The organism is Shewanella waksmanii ATCC BAA-643 (genome assembly GCF_000518805.1).
Taxonomy (GTDB): Bacteria; Pseudomonadota; Gammaproteobacteria; order Enterobacterales; family Shewanellaceae; genus Shewanella; species Shewanella waksmanii.
Window position 1 is genome coordinate 26943 of the sequence record NZ_JAEH01000045.1, and the last position, 17984, is coordinate 44926.

The following is a 17984-nucleotide window of genomic DNA, read 5'->3' on the forward strand; positions in this document are numbered from 1 at the left end:
AAACGCATAGGCAGTGCCTAAGCTTGTACGGCAACAAAAAAAGCACAGCGGTGCTGTGCTTTTTAGTGGATGTTGTCAGGGGCTATTTACCGCGATGCTTAATCGACAGACCAGCCAAAAAGTTACGTAGAACTTGATCGCCACACTCTTTAAAGTGTTTGTGGCCAGGCTTTCTAAATAGTGCGCCTAACTCTGATTTGCTCATATTAAAATCTGCGAGCGCAAGTGTTGAAATAATATCGTCTTCTCGCATTTCTAAGGCAACGCGCAGCTTCTTAAAGATCAGGTTGTTGTTTAACTGAGATACCGGTTCAGGGATCTCTGCACCTTCTCTAAGGCCACGCTTTTCTATAATGAGGCCATCTAAAAACAAACACATGGTTTTATCATTGCATGGCTGGTAGCCTTCTTCAGACTCTTTCTTGAGCATGTCGAGTAAGGTCTCTTGAGGCATTTCGTGTTTTACTTTGGCGAAGATTTTTATCATCTTGGCGTTTTTGTAATCAAACACAAAGCGAAGGCGGCGTAATATATCGTTGTTAATCATTGCAAGTTTTGCTCAGTAGTGGATTCCGCGGCGGCGGGATCTCGTCGCCATAGTATAACTGACTCGCCACCGCCTATTGAATTATTTTTCTACATCTAGCAGCAATTGGCGGGTTTTTTCTCGCAAATGATCGTGCAGCGCAAAGGCGCGATCGATATCGTCAAGTGTCAAACTGGTGTTTTCTAGCAATACCACAGCGAGTTGCTGACGGGGGTAGTACAGTGTGAGGCTGCTATAGCCTGCAATATAGCCACCATGACTATATTCCATCAACTGATCTTGCTGATGGATTTGTAGACCATAACCATAGCGAGTATTCCCCCAACGGTGTGGGCGTGCTGTGTGGGGACTAACCATAGCTTGGTAGCTGGCTGCACTGAGTAATTGGCCATCATGCAGTTGGTGCATAAACTGACTGAGTGTGGTTGCCGAGGCTTGCAGGCCGCCAGCGGCAAGCAGTCCCTGATTGATATGAATATCGCTTGGTATCAGTTCATCGCCAGTTTCATGTCTGCCGATGGCAAGGTTGGCTTGCTGCTGTTTGATCTCAACTAACGAGCCTGTATCGCTATATAGCTGCGGTAAAGAAGATTGGCGAGCAAACTCAGCGACTTGAAGCTCAAAGGGTTTATTTTCCACTTTGATGAGTATTTGCGCTAACAGTTCATAACCCAGCTTGCTATAGCGAAACTGCGAGCCCGGAGTGAATTGATTGTCTTGACCTGTTGGCGTCACGCCAGATGTATGGCTGAGTAAGTGGTGAACTGTGATGGCTTCATCGTAGGGCTGAGGCGATGTTTTTGTGCCAAGGTATTGGTTGATGGGAGCGCTGAGTGAAATCAGTTGCTTGTCGACCGCGGCAAGTACTAATGCTGCAGTGATCTGTTTTGACTGTGAGGCAATCACATAGCTACTGTTGGCGTTGATACCATCACCGGCGACCCAGCTTGCTAGTGGCTGCCCAGCTTGCTCGATAACCACAGTACCACTAAAAGGGTGACCTGAAAGTGCCTGTGCTGTCACGGCAATTTGCTCTGTTAACGCTTGCGCCTTAGCGACAGAAATCACTGTCACTTGCTTGTTTATGACTTGCTTGTTTGTGGCTGTCGTTTGAGCAGGCGCGCTGGAGCTGGCACTGTTAAAACTAACTAGCAGTAATAAGCTCACTGCCAAGCGGTTAAAAGCCCAGTTGTTTAATAGACTATATTGTCGCATCGAATTTCCATGGTTAATGGCCGCTTGGCATCTTGCCTAGCAGGAACCTGTGTTGATAGTCGGTTTAGGGGGCAAAGCTACTTGGTGCCAAGCCAGTATAAGAAAAGCAGCGCAAAACTAATGAGGTAGATGAATCCTAGTGCTGATAATACCTTCATTCTAGTACCGTATTGCTGAGCTTTAGGCAGTGCGTCACAGGTCATCAGTTTATAGTTGAGCCAAGCGAAGACCACTGTGGTCAAAAACGCCAGAATCATCACAAATTCTAGTAACGGTAATAACGCCCCTTTGAAGAACAAAATGATCCCCAATCCAAGGGCGCTGACCGTTAACATTGTTATCGTTAAGCGGCTATTGCTGCTATTTTGCTTAGATAGCAACTGATAGCCATGATCTAATGTGCGGCTATAACCATCAATGACAGTGACCGTGGTGCTAAAAATGCACAACAGCGCCACGGAGCCAATCAGTAAACGGGTTTCTTCACCAAGTACATGGGTGTACATATCAATGAGTTGAGCGGCGAACTTGACCCCAGAGGCTGAGAACTCTTCACCACTGCCATGCATAACCAAGGCACCCAATGCTAAAAACACCACCGCTAACACCGCCGTTGTGGCGTAGCCTAAATTAAAATCAAATAGCGATTGTTGCGGACTGATATGATGGGTTTTTTGTTTCTCCAGTAACCAAAGCGAATTCCAAGTCGATACTTCGATTGGGGCAGGCATCCAGCCCATCATGGCCACAAGAAAGCCAATTTGCGCCCACTGCCACGGAGAGGCTGAAGCGATTTCAGGAGCTATGCTGGCGCTAGAATTAAAAGCTAACATTACCGCAATTAAGGTGGTAATGGTGAGTAGCAACATGATCACTTTGGTGACTTTATCTAGCAGCGCATAGTGACCAAGAGTAAGTAGCAATAAGCTTGACACTAAAACTATTAGTGCGAGTACATCGATAGCCAGTGGCACAAATAAACTCAGCATAGCTGCGGTGAGCATTGCCACCCCCGCAGTACTTGCCACCGCCGCAATACTGTTTAAGACCATAAACAGTAGCAAGTAGCCGCGACCTTGCTGTAAATAGCCTTGCAGTAGGCTTTGGCCTGTTGCCGCGGTATAACGCGCACCTGCCGCAAAAAATGGATATTTAAGTAGATTAACGGCCAATATCAGCCAAGCTAATTGCCAACCAAATTCTGCGCCGGCACGGGTTGAGGCCACTAAGTGGGATGCGCCAATGGCAGCTGCAGCCATTAATATACCGGGGCCAATTGCCGTTAACAGTGAAACAGGCTGAGAGGGAGACGAGGATTGGGTTGAGGCTGATTTTTCCATGCTAAAACAACGTTTCCTTGATTTAAATGCAGGCAAGCAGTCTAACTTACCCGCTTCAAGGTTTTTTTCAACGATAAAATTGTTAGCGTGGATGGTTTCAACCAACAACTCAGCTTGAACTCGCGCCATGCATGATTGAAATATCTGCGGTGATGTCGGGTTTTATCGTCAGCCACAAGGCTAGCTATATTGGCTCAGTATCGATTTAAAATCTTTACGATTGAATGGTTTAGTAAAGCTTGCCACAATATTCACTTTGGTCAGTTTAAGCACTGCAATCGTCGAGTCTAGTGTTTGCTCATCAAGACCTGAAATCACTACTACGGGTTTGCGCTGCGCAAGCTGAATTATTTTATCGATATGCGCAATACCGGAAATTTTTGGCACATTGATGTCAGTGATAATCAAATCGGCTTGTTGATAGTCATCATCACTGGGGAGATCGTCTTTGACCAATAGGTTTGTAAACCCTACCGCCGCAGACAACTGGGTGATCTGCTTAATCATAAACTCGTCGTCTTCAATCACTAACAGTGTTTTGATGCTCATTTAAATGACCTAGTTGACGTTCAGTGGCACTAAGTTATCAGCAGTGCTCACTCTTGTTAGTCGTTAATTAATTATTGAGAGCATTAACTAATTATGCAAGCTGAACTTTATCTCGTGAAGGTTTTGTATTTAGGGCTGAGCGTCATAGCCTTGTTAGCTTGTCATCAATTGTTTACTGCCGGAACAGATTGCTTATTTGACTTTTTCTAATTTAGGCGATAGTTTAATTACCGCGTAGAGCATTACGCAGTTGACTGCAGTTTGTTGTAGTCAAGTTATTGAAAAATAATAATATCAAAGGATGATTACAATGAACCTAGTAACAAAAGTGCCGACGCTGTGTGCGTTGGCTGTCAGCGCTGTATTTGCCAATGACCTCTTGGCTGCAGAAGAAGAAATCGAACGTATTGAGGTCACGGGCTCCCACATTAAACGTACCGATATGGAAGGACCTTCCCCGGTAACATCACTGTCAGAAGAGGACATTGCCAACTCGGGGGCAACGGATCTCATTGGTTTGTTTTCAAAGCTCCCTATATCTGGACAAGGTACCTTTTCAACACAAGCAAACAGTAGTGATGACACCGCTAATGGTGGCTCAAGTGTGTCATTAAGGGGGTTAGGTGCAGACTCGACCTTGATTCTGGTCAATGGGCGCCGTGTGTCGGTCAGCCCATTTGCGAAAGGTATCGATACGGCTTTTGTCGATGTGAATAATATTCCCGTATCGGCGATTAAGCGGGTCGATATTCTCAAAGATGGCGCGTCGGCCACCTATGGTTCGGATGCGATAGCCGGTGTTATCAATATCATTTTGCGTGATGATATTGACGGTGCGGAAGTGAGTGCCAAAATTGGTGATACCAGCCAAGGTGGCGGCCAAGAAGAGAGTGTGAGCTTAGTGTGGGGCAATAACACTGACAATAGCAGTCACACCTTTATTCTTGATTATTTTAATCGTGAAGAAGTGCTTTATGGCGATCGCGATTATTCAAAATCTTCTAATCAATCGGCGTTGCGCCCTAATGACCCATTTGCAGAAGATATGCGCAGTTCCTCTGGCTTCCCAGGCACTATCGCGCTCAAGTCAGACCCCACCAATCGTTTACCCGATACTTTTGGTAATGATGTTTGTGCGCCTGAGGGTATCGATTTAGTCAACAATCTGTGTCGATATGACTATGCACCCGTTATGACGATGGTGCCGGCCAATAAACGCTTTAGCGTTAATTACCTAGGTAAGTATGACATAACCGATAACCTTCAAGGTTTTGCAGAGTTTAATGGTCAAAGCGCCAAGACCATAGTTAAAGGCGCGGGCAGTCCGAGCTTTAACGAGTTGTTTATGTCTGCCGATAACCCCAACCATCCTTTTGCCAACATGGCAGATCATGAGTTCCATAATCAAGATTTAACTATGCGTCGTCGTATGGTGGATATTGGTAATCGTAAAAAGGAAGTTGAATCAGATTATTATCGCACTGTCGTGGGCATAAGAGGGCAAGTTGGCGAATGGGACTGGGAGACGGCCTTCAGTTACATTAACAGCAAATCTGTAGAAAGAGGCGTCGATGGCTTCCCCAATGCACGCCGAGCACAAGAGTCGATTGATAACGCCAGCTGGGATCCGTTTGAACCTTCATCGAACAGCCAAGAAGTGCTAGATTATATCGAGACCACCACCACCCGTGTGGGTGAGTCAACCAATAAATCGCTAGATGCGAAGGTGTCCGGTCCCTTGGTGGCAATGCCGGCCGGGGATCTGATGATTGCTATCGGTGCGGAATACCGCGAAGAGTCTATTAGTGATAACCCAGATGACCAGTTCTTGCGCGGAGAAGTCTTTGGCACCGAAGCAACACAGGCAAATGGTGAGCGCGATAATATGGCTATTTACGCCGAAGTTGCCGTACCTGTTGTGGATGCGTTAGAAGTACAGCTTGCGGTACGTTATGAAGATTACAGTGATTTTGGTACTACCACTAACCCTAAGGTGTCAGTGTTATGGTCGCCAACTGATGATCTCGCCTTTCGAGGTTCTTGGGGCACGGCTTTTAGAGCGCCATCTTTAGCACAATTAGGCCTAGGGCGGACTGACGAGTCACCGAATTTAGTTGATACTATCCGTTGTGAAGCCGTGGGGAATATCAACAAAGCTTGTGAGTCGCAAGAATATACCGCGATTTTTGAGGGTAACCCTGAATTGGGGCCAGAGGAGTCTTCGAGTTATAACGTGGGCATGATTTTTAATGTGACCGACAATCTTAACTTCTCACTTGATTACTATATGTATGATATTGAAAATATTATTGATTCAGATACTCAATATGTATTCAGTAACTATGGTGATGATCCTAATGTCGTTGAACGACTCCCATCAACGATACCGAACGATCCCGGTGAAGTGGTGCGTATCTACGACTCATTCCAAAATATCGGTGATTTAACCACAAGCGGTATCGATTTAGATGCTAAATATCTGCTTGAAACTGGTGTTGGTGAGTTTAAGTTTAGTTATGTAATGAACTACATGCTTGAATATGAAGATAAACGTCCGGATGCTGATGGTGGTCAACGTATCAATATTAGCGCGGGGGATTTTGAACAGCCTGAAGTGCGCTGGACTGCTGGGGTTGATTGGCAGTTGACTGATTTTAGAACCTACCTAGGTGTTAATTACGTTGGTGAGTTTGAACAAAAAGAAGCGGTTCAGAAAGAGGGGATGGATAAGGTTGATGCCATGATGACGGTTGATGCTTCGATTAATTATCTAGGGTTGGACAATACTGTGCTGACACTCGGTGCAACCAACTTACTGGATGAGGAACCACCCTTCTCTTATCACGACTTCATGGGCTACGTTCCGACCGTTCATAGCGGCCAAGGGCGATTTGTCTATCTGCAAGCTAGCTATAAGTTCTAGTGTAATTGCACCTCAGGTCGGCTAATGGCCTGAGGTGTTTGTTTACAAATGAGATCAATTTCTCTGTTATTGACAGCTACCTTTTCTGGGGCGATGCGGTTATGTTAAACCTTAATGTTTCATTACTGCGTTGCTGGGAGTTTTATGATCAAGTTATTTGGTATTCCGCGTAGCCGTTCACTGCGGGTTTCTTGGACACTGGAAGAGTTGCAGCTCGATTGGCAGTATCGCCATATTAATTTTGCTAATGGTGATGGCAAAGGTGCCGAATTTTTAGCGGTAAACCCGTGTGCAAAAGTACCGGCTTTACGAGATGGTGATATGTGTCTGTCAGAGTCCGCAGCGATCGTACTCTATCTTGCAGAAAAGTATGGTGATGGTGCGTTATTACCTGTACCAGGCACCGCGGAGGCAGCGACCCATCACAAATGGGTAAGCTATATTATTTCTGAGTTAGAACAACCGCTATGGACCATAGGTAAACATAAGTTTGCTTTACCTGAGGCCCTAAGACAGCAAAGCATGTTTGCAGTGGCAAAATGGGAGTTTGATAAAGCCGCGGCCATTGCCGAATCCTGGGTGCCTGAATCTGGCTACCTATTGGGTGAACGCTTTAGTGTTGCAGATATTTTATTGGCGCATACGCTTTTGTGGGCGACTCGGTTTGAGCAAGATATTCCACCTAAGTTAGTCGCGTACCGTGATAGAGTGACGGCACGACCAGCAATGCAGCGCGGGTTAGATAAGGAAATGGCCGCTAGCCAATAGTGCAGCGGTAATAAAAAAGCATCGTTATCGATGCTTTTTTATTGTTGATTTAAAGCTGGGTTGCAGCCCATTTAGCCCGACTTTCAGGGTTTTCTTTTAACCCTTGTAAGTCTCGATATTCACGGTATGCCTGTGCATCCATAGGCACCAATGTAACATCAACCTCTAGCACTAGCTTACACTCTTTTTTGATCCGCCATGCCGAGGTGTTATACAGCTCAGCCAGTGGCAGCGCGCCAATAAATTCAGCGTTGTATTGCAGATAGGTTGCTTGATTATCGTAAACAACAAAGCTCAAGGTGCGCTTAGGCTCTTTTTCGAATAGTGCTTCAATTCCGTCACAGGTATTGAGTACTTGCATCTCAATTGTTTCATCAAATTCAAGTAGTTTTTTAGCGGCCAAGCCCGAGACTTCAGCTTCGCCAGCCTCCCATGCTTCAACCGCTTCTGCGCTGACGTTAACCAGATCTGCAACTTGTGCGGTACTTAAACCTAAAGATAGACGTAAATATTTAATTTCGATTGCATTGAGGCTGCTATTGTTAGCCATGATAATTTAACTCTTTTTCCGGTAAATATAAGATAAGTGTGTCGTTAAACCGTGACGCTTTAATGACTAACTTTGAATCCACACTTCTTCGGCCCACTGCCAAAAAGATTCCCAAGTTTCACTTTCCAACTCGTCTTCACTCCACAACAACACCTGACCTTCTTGGTCGATGCTGTAAAAGTTGTTGCCCTGCTGACAAATGGCAATGTATTCCCGAGGCATACCAATAGACCAGGCATACGAAGTGACTTCCGGCAAATAAGTATGCGAATAAGGATCGCTGGCGGTGACTGGCTCAATCGTGCCATGAATAACATCGCTGGCGTATAACAGGTACTCTTTGAGCTCTGCAGGAAGCGGGATGAGGATCTCTTCTTCTACTTGAACTAGCTGATCAAAGGTCGGCAGGGTTAAGGGAACAGGAACTGTTTCACTAAGGTCCCTAAGGCGCTCTATGATGTCGTGCATCGTGGTTTCGCTATAAAGTGATTATTAGCGCAAGTATATCTGGTCTTGCGCTAATTTGTTAGTTGATTGATGGCCACAAAAGCGGTTTATGCTGCTTGGGCTGTGAGGAGTGTCGCACGGTCAGTGCGTTTATATTGCAGCCAAGCTTTGTGATAAAGCTTGTGTGAATCTTGTCTAAGTTGAATGATTTGTTGTTGCTCTAAATCGTTGATTGGTCGAGCTTGCTGTTTGGCAAGTAACTCAATCGCTTGAATTTGCTCATAGACCAAATGTTCGTCGCCGCTTTTGATATCTGCGATGGCACCAAGATGCAACTGCACTTCTGCAATCATGTCGGTGTCTGGGAGTTTGACCAATAGGTTAATGTCTCGGTAGCCAGATTCTTTGGGGCTAGCAAAACGATTTTTTACTTGCACTATCTTAGCTTGATGGCTTAAACCTTCATAGACAGAAACCAGATCGGCAATGTTATGACTTACCACGCTAGCACGAACGATATCGGTCAGTTGGCTGGCGTCACCGTCAAATTTGTTAGCGATTTTTTGTTGCGCACGAGAGTAACTTTTAATGTCAGGGCTGATAATTTCACCGGGAATTGAGCCGGTGAGGTTATCCAGCATAGTCAACAGCTCTGACTGCGCCTCTGGAGCGTGTAGATAAAGCTCATCGATATCGTGGCTAAACTGACGTGTTAAGTAGGTTTGCGATGGGGTAGACAGTAATCCGTCGAGGTCTTTATTGAGGGATTGGCGAACCACGTAGTGGTCGTTAGCTTCTTTAACTTGTGCTTGAATGTCTACCGGCGTGGCAAAGGCTGAGCGCGTCGATAGCAGGAGAAGAAAGATACTAAAGGTACGAAATAACTTGTTCATGAAGATCCTCATTACTCGTTAGGAACCTCACTGTAACTGGCCATTACTTAATCTATGCTGAATGGCAGGTGAACTATAGTTAATCTTGATCACAATAAACAAAAAGAGCGCCTAAGGCGCTCTTTTTAAAGGTAATATATTATCGGCTAATTACCAGATTTTGACGCGTTTTTCTGGCGCTATATACATAGCATCTCCTTCTTTTACATCATAAGTGCTGTAAAATTCAGGCATATTCGATAGTGCACCAACAGCTCGGAAATGAGCAGGTGAATGCGGATCTGTGGCTACGCGGTTACGCATTGATTCTTCTTTAATTTTGGCACGCCAAATTTGCGTGAAACCAATAAAGAAGCGCTCGTCACCGGTTAAACCATCAATAACTGGGGCAGGCTGTCCGTTCAGCGACATTTTATAGGCTTTATATGCAATCGTTACACCGCTGAGGTCGCCGATGTTTTCACCTAAGGTGAGTTCGCCGTTGACATGCAAATCATCAAATACTGCATAGTTATTGTATTGCTCAACCAATGCCTTACCACGCGCAGCGAACTCTTTTAGATCTTGCTCGGTCCACCAGTCACGCATGTTGCCTTCACCATCAAACTTGGCACCTTGATCGTCAAAGCCGTGACCCATTTCGTGGCCAATAACTGCACCAATGCCGCCATAATTAACCGCGTCATCTGCTTTCATGTTAAAGAAAGGAGGTTGTAAGATGGCTGCTGGGAATACAATCTCATTCATTGTTGGATTGTAATAGGCGTTAACCGTTTGCGGTGTCATGTGCCATTCCCACTTGCGGATCGGGCCACCTAATTTCTCTAGCTCTTTTTCATGGGACAGTTCACTGGCGCGGATGCTGTTACCCAACAGATCGTCAGCCTTAATGGTGAGTTTGTCATAGTTTTCCCATTTATCGGGGTAACCAATTTTCGGGTCAAACTTAGCCAATTTATCTTTGGCGGCGACTTTAGTATCGGCGCTCATCCACTCAAGGTTGTCGATGCTTTCACCGTAAGCTTTACGTAGGTTTTCGACTAACACTTGCATACGCTCTTTCGCTTCTGGCGCAAAGTGACGTTTAACGTAAACTTTACCGACGACTTCACCCAGTACTGAACTAACAGTGCTCACACCACGCTTCCAGCGCGGTTGCTGCTCTTCTTGGCCATTTAGTGTTTTCGAGAAGAATGCAAAATTCTCTTGATCCAGCGCTTCACTCATATTACCGGCAAAGTGAGTCAGCAGTTGCCATTGCATATAGGTTTGCCATACAGCAAGGTCATTGGCTTTGAGTACTTCGTTGAAGCCTTCAATAAAGCTAGGTTGATTGATAATAATGTCTGACTGCTTGTCTGCACCTAAGGTACTTAGATAGCCTGCCCAGTTAAAATCAGGGGCGAGTTTAACTAAGTCACTGGTTTGGTATTTGTTGTAGGTTTTGCTGCTGTCGCGGGTTTCAACCACATCCCAATGACGCTCTGCAATGGCTGTCTCAAGGGCAAGGACCTGCTCGGCGCTGGCTTTGGGGTTAGCTAACCCAGCTAAGGTAAACATCTTTTCGATATGTTCTACGAAAGCTTGGCGAATATTAACAAAGCGCTCAGAGTCATTAAAATAGTAGTCTTTCTCTGGCAGGCTCAAGCCATATTGCCAAATGTGAGTGGCATAACGACTTGAGTCTTTTGCATCGACGTTAATATAAAATGCTAGCGGTGTACCACCACCAATCACTTGACTATGAGCAAAGTAGCTAGCTAATTCATCTTTAGATTTTAGCGCTGCAACTTTGTCTAGCTCTGCTTGAATGGGTTTAACACCGAGTTTATTCAGGGTGTCGACATCCATGAATGAGCGATACAAATCAGCGACTTTTTGCTCATCGCTACCAGCTGTTAGGTTAGGGGTCGCCGCAACGTCTTCAATGATGGATTTTACGTCATCGCGTGCTTGCTCGCGTAAGTCATAAAATGACCCCGTGCTGGTTCGATCGCTCGGGATTTTAGCATTTTTAAGCCAGGTGCCATTAACGTACGAATAAAAGTCATCTTGTGGGCGCACTGACTTATCAAAATTTGCAAAATCAATACCTGATCCCAGTGCTTCTGTGACCGCTTGTGCGGTGGCTGTTGGCTCTGGTGCTGCCACTTCGGCTTCTTTATTGTTGCAGGCTGTTAATCCCGTCAGCAAGGACGCGCAAAGTCCGCCTATGATTACTTTTTTCATGTTTATTCCCTATAAAGTTCTTGGTTTTGCAAATCAATAGCATGCTATTGAAAGTCACCGACATCAGAGGCCCAACAGCGCGCAGCGTCGTGGTACACGGTGAAAGATTCGTTATTGTGATTCTCAAGGTGATACCTTGGTGGCGAATATGTTATAGCGGGTGCGATGTTATTAACAAGCACAAGGGGCAAGGAAATCAGCATTTTGACTGCTTCAACTGTAACCAAAGGTTTCCTAGCACAGCGATTACTTCGGTGTGACATGAGCCTAAGCTGTGTTTAACGATGGCAAGGATTCGTTGCGCAATAGCAGGTGAAGACTCATAATAGCCGCTTTCCTGTCGAGTTTAGAGTCAAACTGTGCGCCTAGATAAATTTTTGTGTGAATCGAGCTATTTTACCCGGGCTTTAGCCAAAAGAGCGATAAAGTCAGGCAAAGTGACCTGTGATGGCGTAGTAGTAAAAGATGCCGGCTTTAAAGTGCAAACCAAGCATCGCATATGCTATGAGGGTGATGAGCTTAACCTGGTAGGTGAGCGCTTTTTAATGTTACACAAGCCTGATGGTACTGTCTGTGCCACGGTCGATGATGTACACCCCACAGTGATAGACCTGCTGGATATTGAAAAGCCAGAGGCTTTGCATATCGCAGGGCGGTTAGATATGGACACCACTGGCTTAGTATTAATTACTACTGACGGGCAATGGTCACATCGAATTACGTCACCGAAAAAAGAGTGCGGTAAATGCTATTTAGTTACCGTTGCCGATCCGCTTGATGCGCAGCTAATCGAAACATTCGCAGCAGGGGTTGCGTTACGCAATGAAGATGGCCTGACTAAACCCGCTCGTTTAGAAATTATCGATAGCCATACTGCGCGCTTAACGATCACCGAAGGTAAGTATCACCAAGTTAAACGAATGTTTGCTGCTGTAGGGAACAAAGTGGTTGGCTTACATCGAGAATCGGTTGGCAGCATAGTACTTGATGATGATTTAGAGCCAGGTGAGTGGCGTTACTTAACTGAAGATGAGATTAAATCGGTTTAAAAAAAGGCCCTCAATTGAGGGCTTTTTTGTGGTTGTTCATACAATGGTTGTCAGCAACAAAATGCTATTTTAGGTCAATATCACCACTAATGGTTGAGATGCGGATATCGGCTTGGCCATTACCGAGTTGAAATTGTATTGATTCACTTCGGGTGTACTTGGCTTTCATCGGCTTGTCATGACTGAGTTTGTTATTGATATCGCCACTTGGACCGCCATCAATCTGAAAACGCGCATTGGTATCACTTGGTAAGCTAAGGGTGATATCACCACTGACGCTGTCTAAGCTGGCTTTATCTTTCAGTTCAGTGGCTGTTACGTCAATGTCGCCACTGACAGTTTTAAGATCCATTGATTCAACTGAAGCCAGTTTAAGCTTACCACTGCCCGAAACGAGATCTGCTTGTACCATGCTGGCACTGCTGCGGGTAGTTAAGTCACCACTGACTAATGTGAAGCGGGCTTTGCCACTGCTATCGTTGTCCTTAATGTTGCCTGAAACTGTTTCTAGTTGCAGGTTGCCTGCTAATGATTGGCTGCTAATATCACCAGAAACGGTTTGTAAAATCACATCTTGCTGCAACGCGTTAGCGACGATATCACCGCTTACTGTGTCGATGGCGATTTTGCCATTGAGCTGCTTAACATCGTAGTCACTAGAGACGCCGTCGACATTGAGGGTAAGGTGGCTTGGCACCATAAAGGTGAGTTGTGAGCCTTTGTTATTGCTGCCTTGATAGCGACGGGGCATTTTATCTTCAAGACTGACAACATTACCATCTTGTTCGATGATAAAACCTTCACTAAGTTCATCAAGCGTCCCCTTGATACTGATTGATTGCTTATCCCATGAGGAAATGGAGACGGCGCCACGTTGTACGGTAATATTGAGCTTTAAGTCTGGTTTTACATCGATAGTTTTATCGATGCTCTCTACTGCGTAGCTTGGTGCCGTGAGCAGCACTAAAGGGAGCATTAAGCGGCCAATATATAGTCCTAGTTTCATATTAAATCTCCATTTTTACGGTATTTTTGGGAAGTTGTTGCATCTGTTTAAGTAGTTCTATTTCGCGTTTTTGAGTCCACAGCCACATCTGCCACAACTGCTTATCGGTCGGATTTAGGGTTAAATTGTTATACAGCTCTTTCGCCGCAGCTCGCAGTTGTTCAATGCCATCATTGAATATCGGTTGATAGTGATTGTCTCTTAGGTCAACAAGGTGATGACCCTCGGTTAATGAGGCCACCTGAGCCTGATGTTGCAGCTCGATGGCCTCTATAGTGGCGATAAGTTCTGCATTGGGCTCGGTGAGACCCAGTGGCCGCATTAAGTAACCAATAGCCAATCCAAGTACAAGTACTGCAGCGAGTGCAAATTGTGGCGATAATCTTTGCTGTTGTGGTGTTAAGCGGTGCTCTATATCACTCCACTGCGAATTTGCGGGCTCAATTTCTTTAGGTAGTGCATTAACCATTTGCTCAAGTTGCTTAGCTTTATCACTCATTAGATTAACTCCTGCAGCAGGGCTTTTGCTCTGTGATACTGGGCTTTACTTGTACCTACAGCAATATTTAACAGCTTGGCTATTTCATCATGCTGATAGCCTTCAATACTAAACAGCACGAAAACAATGCGAGTACGTTCGGGTAATCGTAGTAGTAGCTTGTCTAAGTTTTCATGCTGTATTTCTTTGCTCAACGGCTCGAACTGTTCCTCTATCGGAATAAATCGCGCCCAGAAACTACGGTGTTTCTTTAAGGTACTGAGCGCCTGGTTGACCGTTAATCGATGCAGCCAAGTGCCAAACTGACTTTTACCATCAAATAGCGATAGTTTTTGCCAAGCTCTGACAAATGCATCTTGCAGCGCTTCTTCAGCCAGTTGTGAGTCACCACACAAGCGCAAACAAAGCGCGTACATATGGCGGTGGTGTAGCTCATAAAGCTGTTTAAAGGCGTGCTTATCGCCCTCTTTTGCACTGGCTACAATCTGTGACTCATTCGGTGTTGATAATGCCGTTATCGGCAAACTGGCTGTCAAAGTCATATCCTTATGTTGTCGTTCATATTGATTAGACATACCGAAGATAGGAAAAGGTTTACAACAATGTAAATTAAATTATGGGTTAGGCAAAGAGCAGGGAAGTTGGGCTGTTGCCAGATGCGGTGAGTGACACAGCAACTGGCAACGATAAGTTAATTGATTTGTGCGTAGATGAGTTGAGCGCCAACCAGATCAGCAAGCGCAGTACCAACGGTTTTAAACAGCGTTATTTCAGTGTCGTTTGAACGGCCCGTGACGCTATTTGAGCATAGTTGCGCGAGTTCACCTTTGACATCCTCTAGTTGGAATGTTCCCTCCTCTACAGGGATAAGAAGCTCACCTGCTTCAGCGAATACATTGATTTTTGAATCCACGTAGACGTTGGCTTGATTGATCAAATGGCTATCACACTCGCGTCTGTCATGGTTATGGTTGCCGACAAAGTCGGTATGGGTGCCAGATTGAACCCAGTCGCCAGGAAATAAGGGGGTGGCTGATCCTGTCGCACAACTGATTATATCTGCTTGTTTGACGCTGGTTTCTAGGTCTCGACATACTTCTATTTGGATGTCTGGTCGTTGCTGCTGTATTTTCTGAACGGTGATTTGCGCTTTTTGGGAATCTCTTCCCCATACACTAATCTTGTTAATTGGGCGGACAGTCGCATGGGCTAATGCCATAAAAGAGGCGAGTTTTCCGGTGCCGCACAAAAGTAAATTATTTGCATTTTTACGGGCTAGATAATCACTCCCAAGTGCTGAAATCGCTGCGGTGCGCCAGTAGGTGACACTGGTACCGTCAACGAGTGCTTGAGGTACACCTGTTTGGCGGTCAAAAATCATAATTTTTGAATATAGGCTCGCTAATTCCGCAGACTTTTTCGGGTTATCAGGAAAATATGTGAACGCTTTTACTGCAATGGTTTTTTCGTTCCATGAAGGCAGTACAGCAAATGCATCATGGTTGCCCGGGTCTTCATCGAGGGTAAACACTTGTCGTTGCGGCATACCAGCAGGTTTAGAAAATGTTTCTCTGAGTGCTTCAATTAATGCTTTAAAGTCCATGGAATCGTGAACTTGAGCAGATTCAATTATCTTCATAGTTGCTCCTTTTGGTATATTGTATTCACTTGTTGGGGTGGGAGTAAATAGCCACAACATTTTTGTTCCAAAAATACAATTGGTTTCGTTTTAACCACAAGAGAGTGTAATTATCAAAATAATAAGCATAAACAGCTAAATATCCTTCCCATAGGGTCGATATAGGTCTATATATCTATAAGCGAATGTGACGGTTTTGTGACGTGTCATGATTTTTTTCGCTTTCTATCGGTTTACTACTATTTTTAAAAGAAGTTTTGGCTTTTAAGGATTTACCTATGCTCATACGCCATAAGTTACTGTTAAGTGCTGTTGTGTCGATTTTGTCACTCATCGCTATGTTTGTTCTACAGCGTTACTCCAACACCACTTTGTCTGAGTTGTCTTTTGCAGCGCAGAAGGTTGTAGAGTTAGAAAGAGAAATTTTAGGACTGCGCAAAGATGAGAAAGATTTCTTTGTCCGCTTAGATATGAAATATGCTGAGCGTCACCGTCAGGATTCAGCCAAAATTGAGTCCATAGCATCAGAGCTCAATGATGTGCTCATAGCCTACAATATTCCAGTAACCGACTTGGTAAACTTTCGTCAGGGTTTGGGGCAATATAAAAACTCGTTTGAAACCGTTGTTGCCATGCAGCAAGATATCGGCCTGACTCCGACTACAGGCTTGTATGGCACACTGCGCAAAGCTGTTCATAATGTAGAAACCCTCGTGAAGCAGTACAACCGCCCCGAGTTGATGGTGACCATGCTGCAGCTTCGCCGTAATGAAAAAGACTTTATGCTACGTAAGGATATGAAATACCTATCGCGGTTTGAAGGCAATGTAGAGACTTTTCTAACGCTGTTAAATCAATCCGGGCTATCGAGCGGTGTGACCCAAGAGGTCGCGAGTCTGATGAAAGCCTACCAGCGAGATTTCACCTCACTAGTCAATAAGCAGCAAGAGCTGGGCTTAGATGAATCATCTGGACAAATGAAGGTGCTACGCGAAGCGATATTTAAAGCAGAAGATGATGCTAAACGATTAGAAGAAGTTGCGTTGGTTATGATTGCCGATGCAGAAAGCTCAGCGACCATGTGGAGTTTGATCATCTTCTTTTTGATTGCTGCAATTGTTATCGGTATCACCGTGGTGATTCTACGCAGTATCATGGAACCAGTGCAGCGGCTAACCGATACCATTACCCGGATTGAAGAAAGCAAAGATCTGACACTACGTTGTGATTACGACGCTAAAGATGAGCTTGGCATGATTTCAACGCACTTTAATAGCATGGTAAGTAGTTTCCAAGAGTTGATTGAAGAGGTATTAGCATCGGTTGAGACTGTCACTAACTCATGCCAAGAGCTATCGCACAATGCTATGCAAGCTTCTGAAGGGGTGGGGCGTCAGTTAAACGAAACCGATATGGTGGCGACAGCAATTACAGAAATGGGTGCCACTATTGACGAGATTGCTAAAAATACAGAGCTTGCGGCTGACAGAGCCAGTAATACCCATGACAATGCACAGAAGGGTCAAGAAGGTGTTGAGCAAACCATAGAGAAAATACAGGCGCTAGCAGAAAGGCTAGATGGTTCGGCACAAGTGGTGAGCGATTTAGAAAAAGACAGCGAGACCATCGGTAGCGTGTTAGATGTGATTCGAGGGATTGCTGAGCAAACCAACTTATTGGCGTTAAATGCGGCGATTGAAGCTGCGCGCGCCGGTGAACAAGGTCGTGGCTTTGCGGTCGTAGCGGATGAGGTTCGTAGCTTAGCGATGCGTACTCAAGAATCGACCGAGGAAATAGCCGGTATTATTCAAACATTGCAGAGCCGCACGCGTTCAATAGTGCAGTTGATGGAAGCGACGCAGAAGCAAGGTGGCGAGAGTGCTGAGCAAGCGGCAAGCGCGGGTACGCTGCTACAACAAATTAATACTGACGTGACTAACATTATGGACATGAGCACGCAGATCGCTGCGGCGATTGAAGAGCAAAGTATGGTGGCCTCAGAAGTGAACAAGAATGTGGTGATTATTCGTGATATTGCGCAAGAGTCGTCAGTAGCGGCAGATGCTAACGCCGCTTCATCTGATGAAGTACGCTCTCGGGCAGAGTCGCTACAAAATGCGGTAGCCATGTTTAAGATCTAATCTGGCCAGCGCAGACATTGTTTATTAAAAAGCCGATATATCAATATCGGCTTTTTTGTTGCCTTAATAGTGATAAAGGCGAGTTATAGCAATCAGTATAAGAATTTGATCTACTCAGCGCGCTTTGGGCAAACTAATTCAAGGCGAATGATTGAAACAATGGTTGTTCCCTTGTGAAATTATTCAACG

The 17984-nt window shown here is 45.1% G+C and carries 16 protein-coding genes; 4 read left to right on the forward strand and 12 right to left on the reverse strand.

The genetic code is table 11. The annotated features are described in order from the left end of the window. Positions 1 to 82: 82 nt before the first annotated feature. From L865_RS0115970 to L865_RS0115985, 4 genes are all read right to left on the reverse strand, one after another. Positions 83 to 547, reverse strand: coding sequence for a YehS family protein (locus tag L865_RS0115970; protein ID WP_028774155.1), 465 nt, complete (start codon positions 545 to 547; stop codon positions 83 to 85). An 81-nt stretch (positions 548 to 628) separates the two neighbouring features. After that, complete coding sequence (locus L865_RS0115975; protein ID WP_051484656.1) at positions 629 to 1762, reverse strand: serine hydrolase domain-containing protein; 1134 nt, start codon at positions 1760 to 1762, stop codon at positions 629 to 631. Between the two features lie 77 nt (positions 1763 to 1839). Further along, complete coding sequence (locus tag L865_RS0115980; protein WP_028774157.1) at positions 1840 to 3102, reverse strand: Nramp family divalent metal transporter; 1263 nt, start codon at positions 3100 to 3102, stop codon at positions 1840 to 1842. A gap of 180 nt (positions 3103 to 3282) precedes the next feature. Continuing rightward, positions 3283 to 3651: a response regulator gene (locus tag L865_RS0115985; RefSeq protein ID WP_028774158.1), complete on the reverse strand. Its 369-nt coding sequence runs from the start codon at positions 3649 to 3651 to the stop codon at positions 3283 to 3285. Positions 3652 to 3961: 310 nt separating this feature from the next. Between L865_RS0115985 and L865_RS0115990 the strand changes: the two genes are divergently transcribed. Then, the gene (locus tag L865_RS0115990) at positions 3962 to 6574 is read left to right on the forward strand and encodes a TonB-dependent receptor plug domain-containing protein (RefSeq protein ID WP_028774159.1); all 2613 of its coding nucleotides are present in this window, start codon (positions 3962 to 3964) and stop codon (positions 6572 to 6574) included. Between the two features lie 144 nt (positions 6575 to 6718). Next, positions 6719 to 7342, forward strand: a complete 624-nt coding sequence (locus tag L865_RS0115995) for a glutathione S-transferase family protein (protein WP_028774160.1) — start codon at positions 6719 to 6721, stop codon at positions 7340 to 7342. Between the two features lie 49 nt (positions 7343 to 7391). Here L865_RS0115995 and L865_RS0116000 read toward each other — a convergent pair whose 3' ends face one another. From L865_RS0116000 to L865_RS0116015, 4 genes are all read right to left on the reverse strand, one after another. Further along, the gene (locus L865_RS0116000; protein ID WP_028774161.1) at positions 7392 to 7892 is read right to left on the reverse strand and encodes a DUF4447 family protein; all 501 of its coding nucleotides are present in this window, start codon (positions 7890 to 7892) and stop codon (positions 7392 to 7394) included. Between the two features lie 66 nt (positions 7893 to 7958). Then, entirely contained in the window at positions 7959 to 8360 is a 402-nt protein-coding gene (locus L865_RS0116005) for an SMI1/KNR4 family protein (RefSeq protein WP_028774162.1), read from the reverse strand. Positions 8361 to 8446: 86 nt separating this feature from the next. Further along, positions 8447 to 9232: a RelA/SpoT domain-containing protein gene (locus L865_RS0116010; RefSeq protein WP_028774163.1), complete on the reverse strand. Its 786-nt coding sequence runs from the start codon at positions 9230 to 9232 to the stop codon at positions 8447 to 8449. Positions 9233 to 9382: 150 nt separating this feature from the next. Continuing rightward, positions 9383 to 11461, reverse strand: coding sequence for a M13 family metallopeptidase (locus L865_RS0116015; RefSeq protein ID WP_028774164.1), 2079 nt, complete (start codon positions 11459 to 11461; stop codon positions 9383 to 9385). A 359-nt stretch (positions 11462 to 11820) separates the two neighbouring features. On the opposite strand from L865_RS0116015, the gene rsuA reads away from it, so the two are divergent. Continuing rightward, positions 11821 to 12510 carry a 16S rRNA pseudouridine(516) synthase RsuA gene (gene rsuA / locus L865_RS0116020; protein ID WP_028774165.1) on the forward strand — a complete coding sequence of 230 codons (690 nt, stop codon included), beginning with the start codon at positions 11821 to 11823 and terminating at the stop codon, positions 12508 to 12510. 64 nt (positions 12511 to 12574) lie between these two features. Here rsuA and L865_RS0116025 read toward each other — a convergent pair whose 3' ends face one another. From L865_RS0116025 to lhpI, 4 genes are all read right to left on the reverse strand, one after another. Continuing rightward, the gene (locus tag L865_RS0116025) at positions 12575 to 13516 is read right to left on the reverse strand and encodes a DUF4097 family beta strand repeat-containing protein (protein WP_028774166.1); all 942 of its coding nucleotides are present in this window, start codon (positions 13514 to 13516) and stop codon (positions 12575 to 12577) included. A gap of 1 nt (position 13517) precedes the next feature. Beyond that, positions 13518 to 14015 (reverse strand): hypothetical protein, encoded by a 498-nt coding sequence (locus tag L865_RS0116030; RefSeq protein WP_028774167.1) that lies wholly within the window; start codon positions 14013 to 14015, stop codon positions 13518 to 13520. Beyond that, a complete protein-coding gene (locus L865_RS0116035; RefSeq protein ID WP_028774168.1) occupies positions 14015 to 14551 on the reverse strand; it encodes an RNA polymerase sigma factor in 537 nt (178 codons plus the stop codon). The genes L865_RS0116030 and L865_RS0116035 overlap by 1 nt, the downstream gene beginning before the upstream one ends. A 155-nt stretch (positions 14552 to 14706) precedes the next feature. After that, the gene (gene lhpI / locus L865_RS0116040) at positions 14707 to 15654 is read right to left on the reverse strand and encodes a bifunctional Delta(1)-pyrroline-2-carboxylate/Delta(1)-piperideine-2-carboxylate reductase (RefSeq protein ID WP_028774169.1); all 948 of its coding nucleotides are present in this window, start codon (positions 15652 to 15654) and stop codon (positions 14707 to 14709) included. Between the two features lie 278 nt (positions 15655 to 15932). Here lhpI and L865_RS0116045 point away from each other — a divergent pair, with 278 nt between their 5' ends. After that, entirely contained in the window at positions 15933 to 17795 is a 1863-nt protein-coding gene (locus L865_RS0116045; RefSeq protein WP_028774170.1) for a methyl-accepting chemotaxis protein, read from the forward strand. The last annotated feature ends 189 nt before the right edge of the window (positions 17796 to 17984 follow it).